The sequence below is a fragment of the Rhodococcus sp. NPDC057014 genome, assembly GCF_042673295.1.
In the GTDB taxonomy this organism is placed as follows: domain Bacteria; phylum Actinomycetota; class Actinomycetes; order Mycobacteriales; family Mycobacteriaceae; genus Rhodococcus_F.
Window position 1 is genome coordinate 1 of the sequence record NZ_JBHUSF010000537.1, and the last position, 3,303, is coordinate 3,303.

The 3,303-nt window shown below is 70.2% G+C and carries 4 protein-coding genes; 2 read left to right on the forward strand and 2 right to left on the reverse strand.

The features are described from left to right. Positions 1–303: 303 nt before the first annotated feature. Positions 304–489, forward strand: a complete 186-nt coding sequence (locus ACFTZB_RS44395; RefSeq protein ID WP_005254262.1) for a hypothetical protein — start codon at positions 304–306, stop codon at positions 487–489. Positions 490–519: 30 nt separating this feature from the next. Further along, positions 520–1,920, forward strand: coding sequence for an RNB domain-containing ribonuclease (locus ACFTZB_RS44400; protein WP_378442195.1), 1,401 nt, complete (start codon positions 520–522; stop codon positions 1,918–1,920). 17 nt (positions 1,921–1,937) lie between these two features. Here ACFTZB_RS44400 and pip read toward each other — a convergent pair whose 3' ends face one another. Both pip and ACFTZB_RS44410 read right to left on the reverse strand, forming a co-directional pair. Beyond that, complete coding sequence (pip, locus tag ACFTZB_RS44405) at positions 1,938–2,903, reverse strand: prolyl aminopeptidase (RefSeq protein WP_378442197.1); 966 nt, start codon at positions 2,901–2,903, stop codon at positions 1,938–1,940. Positions 2,904–2,910: 7 nt separating this feature from the next. After that, positions 2,911–3,300, reverse strand: coding sequence for a hypothetical protein (locus tag ACFTZB_RS44410; protein ID WP_378442199.1), 390 nt, complete (start codon positions 3,298–3,300; stop codon positions 2,911–2,913). Positions 3,301–3,303 lie beyond the last annotated feature (3 nt).

The window sequence follows — 3,303 nt, forward strand, 5'->3', positions numbered from 1 at the left end:
CGCCGGAGGTGTCCGGCGGGGGTTTCGGGGTATCGACTGATCGACAACCGTCAGACGGGATCGACCATCAGCAGCTGGGCCCAGTAGGTGGCGCCTTCGGCACCGAGGTAGGGAAGTAGCTGATCAAAAATGATCGTCGACATGCTCGCTCCATTCTCTGTTCGGGCACTGCGCGCGGGAAGAACGAGCCATCGGCACCGCACTGACCGGCGCCGGAGACCGTATCACCGGACAGGACTCCGAGGGTAACAGTCTGAGCGTGATCCACAACCCCACACGTCCCACCGGTGCCACACTGAGGGCATGACTGACGAAGATCACCTCTGGTACTACAACGTCGAGGACGGCACCGTCACGCAGGGGAAGGCGGCGTCGTCGATGTCGCGGATGGGCCCGTATCCCGACCGCGCGTCGGCGGAGAAGGCGCTGCAGATCGCGGCGGAGCGGAACAAGGCCGCGGACCGGGCCGACGAGGAGTGGAACAACTAGCGTCACGGGAAGGATGTGCGCGAGGTGCCGATGAGCCGTTTCGTTGCGCGCGGAATCGATTTCGGCACCGTGCGCACCGAATTCCACCTGCCGGACGGGTATCCGCCCGCCGCGGTCGCGCAGGCGCGGACGGCGTCCGACCGGTACGCGTCCGAACGGCAGGACCGCACCGATCTCGCGTTCGTCACCATCGATCCGCCCGATTCGATGGATCTCGATCAGGCGCTGCACCTCGAGCGGACGGCCGGCGGATTCGTCCTGCACTACGCGATCGCGGACGTCGGCGCCGTCGTGGAGCCCGGTGGGGTGCTCGACGTGGAGACCCGCAAACGCGGGCAGACGTTCTACCTCCCCGACGGCAAGGTGCCGCTGCATCCCCAGGAACTCTCGGAGGGATCCGCAAGCCTCCTTCCAGGTGAGGACCGCCCGGCGGTGGTGTGGCGGATCGAACTCGACGAGTCGGCCGAACCGCTGTCGTGCACCGTGTTCCGGGCCACGGTGCGGTCCGTGACCCGACTCGAATACGCCGGTGTGCAGGCCGATGCGGAGGCGGGACGACTGCATCCGTCCATTGCGTCGCTGCCCGAGTTCGGCAGGCTCCGCACGGCGGCGGCTGTGGCGCGCGGCGCGATCGAACTCCGGCTCCCGGAGCAGGAGGTGGTGCCGGACGGCGACAGCTGGCGTGTCGACCTCGCGCCCCGCACCGAGGCCGACGACTGGAACGCCGAGGTCTCGCTGCTGACCGGAATGTGTGCGGCCGCCATGATGCTCGACGCGAAGATCGGGTTGCTCCGCACCCTGCCGCCTGCCGGGCCGGACGCGGTCGGGGCGCTGCGACGCACGGCGGCGGCGCTGGGGATCGACTGGCCCGAGAGCGTCGGTGTCGGTGCGCTGCTGGCGGGGCTGGACCCGAATTCGGCGTCGACGCTGGTGCTGATGACCGAGGCGCCGTCGCTGCTGCGGGGAGCCGACTACGCGGCGTTCGACGGCACCCTGCCGGAACTGACCGCGCACGCCGCCATCGGCGCCCCGTACGCACACGTGACCGCGCCGCTGCGCCGGCTCTCGGACCGGTACTCCACCGAGGTGTGCCTGGCCGTGTCCGCCGGAACGCCGGTGCCGTCCTGGGCGCGGGACGCCCTGGGGTCGATGCCCGAGATCATGACCGGCTCGGATTCTCTCGCGAGCAAGATCGACCGGGCCTGCATCGACCTCACCGAGGCGACCGTGCTCGCGGACCGGGTGGGGGAGACGTTCGACGCGACCGTGCTGCGGTCACGGAATGGCAAGCGCACCGCGGACGTGTTCGTCCCGTCGGTGTCCGTGATGGCCAAATGTGTCGGCGACCCCGCCGAGGGCGAGCAGGTGAAGATCCGGCTCGTGTCCGCCGACGTCGCGAAGCGGACCGTCGAATTCGGTTATCCCGCATAGTGCGTCAGGCGAGTGCGTCAGGCGCGGAAGCGGTCCGTCGCCTCGACCAGGTGGTGGACGATGCCCGGTTCCATCGCGGAGTGCCCCGCGTCGTCGACGATCTCGAGCCGGGAACCCGGCCACGCCCGGTGCAGCGCCCACGCGCTGGCCGCCGGGCACACCACGTCGTAGCGGCCCTGCACGATCACGCCCGGAGTGCCGTCGAGCGCGGCGGCGTCCCGCAGCAACTGGCCCTCGTCCAGGAAGCCGCGGTGGTGGAAGTAGTGGTTCTCGATGCGGGCGAAGGCCAGCGCGAACCTCGGCTGGGACGTCTCCACCACCCGTTCCGGTTTGGGTAGCAGCGAACTCGTCGCGCCCTCCCACGTGGACCACGCGACCGCGGCCCGCGTCGCGACGTCGGCGTCGTCGGAGTGCAGGAGCCGGTGATAGGCCTCGACGAGATCCCCGCCCCGCTCCGGCTCCGGCACCGGCGCCAGGAACTCGTCCCACAATTCGGGGAACAGGTGTCCGGCGCCGCCGTTGTAGTACCAGTCGATCTCGCTGCGGCGCAGCAGGAAGATGCCGCGCAGCACCAGTTCGGTGACCCGGTGGGGGTACTGCTGGGCATAGGCGAGTGCCAGGGTCGAGCCCCACGACCCGCCGAAGACCTGCCACCGGTCGACGCCGAGATGCTCACGCAGCATCTCGATGTCACCGAGGAGACGGCCGGTGGTGTTGACCGACAGATCTGCCCCGTCGGCGACGTGGGGTGTGGAACGCCCGCATCCGCGCTGGTCGAGCAGCACGATCCGGTACGCCTGCGGGTCGAAGAACTGCCGTTGCGCGGGGTCGGTGCCGCCGCCGGGCCCGCCGTGGAGGAACACGACCGGCTTCCCGTCGGGGTTGCCGCTCTGCTCCCAGTACATCTGCTGGCCGTCGCCGACGTCGAGGTGCCCGAACTGATACGGCTCGAGCGGCGGGTACAGGGTGCGCAACTGGCTCACGTCGGCCTCAGAACCCGATCAGGCCGGATGCCAGATCGGGGATCTCCAGCGCGGTGATCGCCTGCTGCCGGATGTCGGGGCAGGCCGCCGTCGTGATGACGTCGATCCGGGCCCGGTCCTGCAGGAAGTCGAGCGCATTGAGGTTGTTCTTCGCGATCCACGTGCCGACCAGGCCGTTCAACCCGGTCTTCCCGATCGTCGGCGTGTAGGTGCGCCAGCTCTGCAACTGCCCCTCGAGGTCGGTGCACAGCTGGGCGGCCTGCGCCTCGGTGACGCCACCCGGCACCGGGCCGGTGCCGGGAACCGCCGTGGTGGCCGGTGGCGGGGGCGCGGTGGTTCCGGGCGCGGGGGCGGGGCCCTGCCCGGCGCACCCCGTGATCAGCGCCGCGGCCGCCACCGT

Excerpts from the sequence above, each read along its gene's own strand:
- ACFTZB_RS44395 (WP_005254262.1), top strand. The coding sequence starts at position 304 with ATGACTGACGAAGATCACCTCTGGTACTACAACGTCGAGGACGGCACC.
- ACFTZB_RS44400 (WP_378442195.1), top strand. The coding sequence starts at position 520 with ATGAGCCGTTTCGTTGCGCGCGGAATCGATTTCGGCACCGTGCGCACC.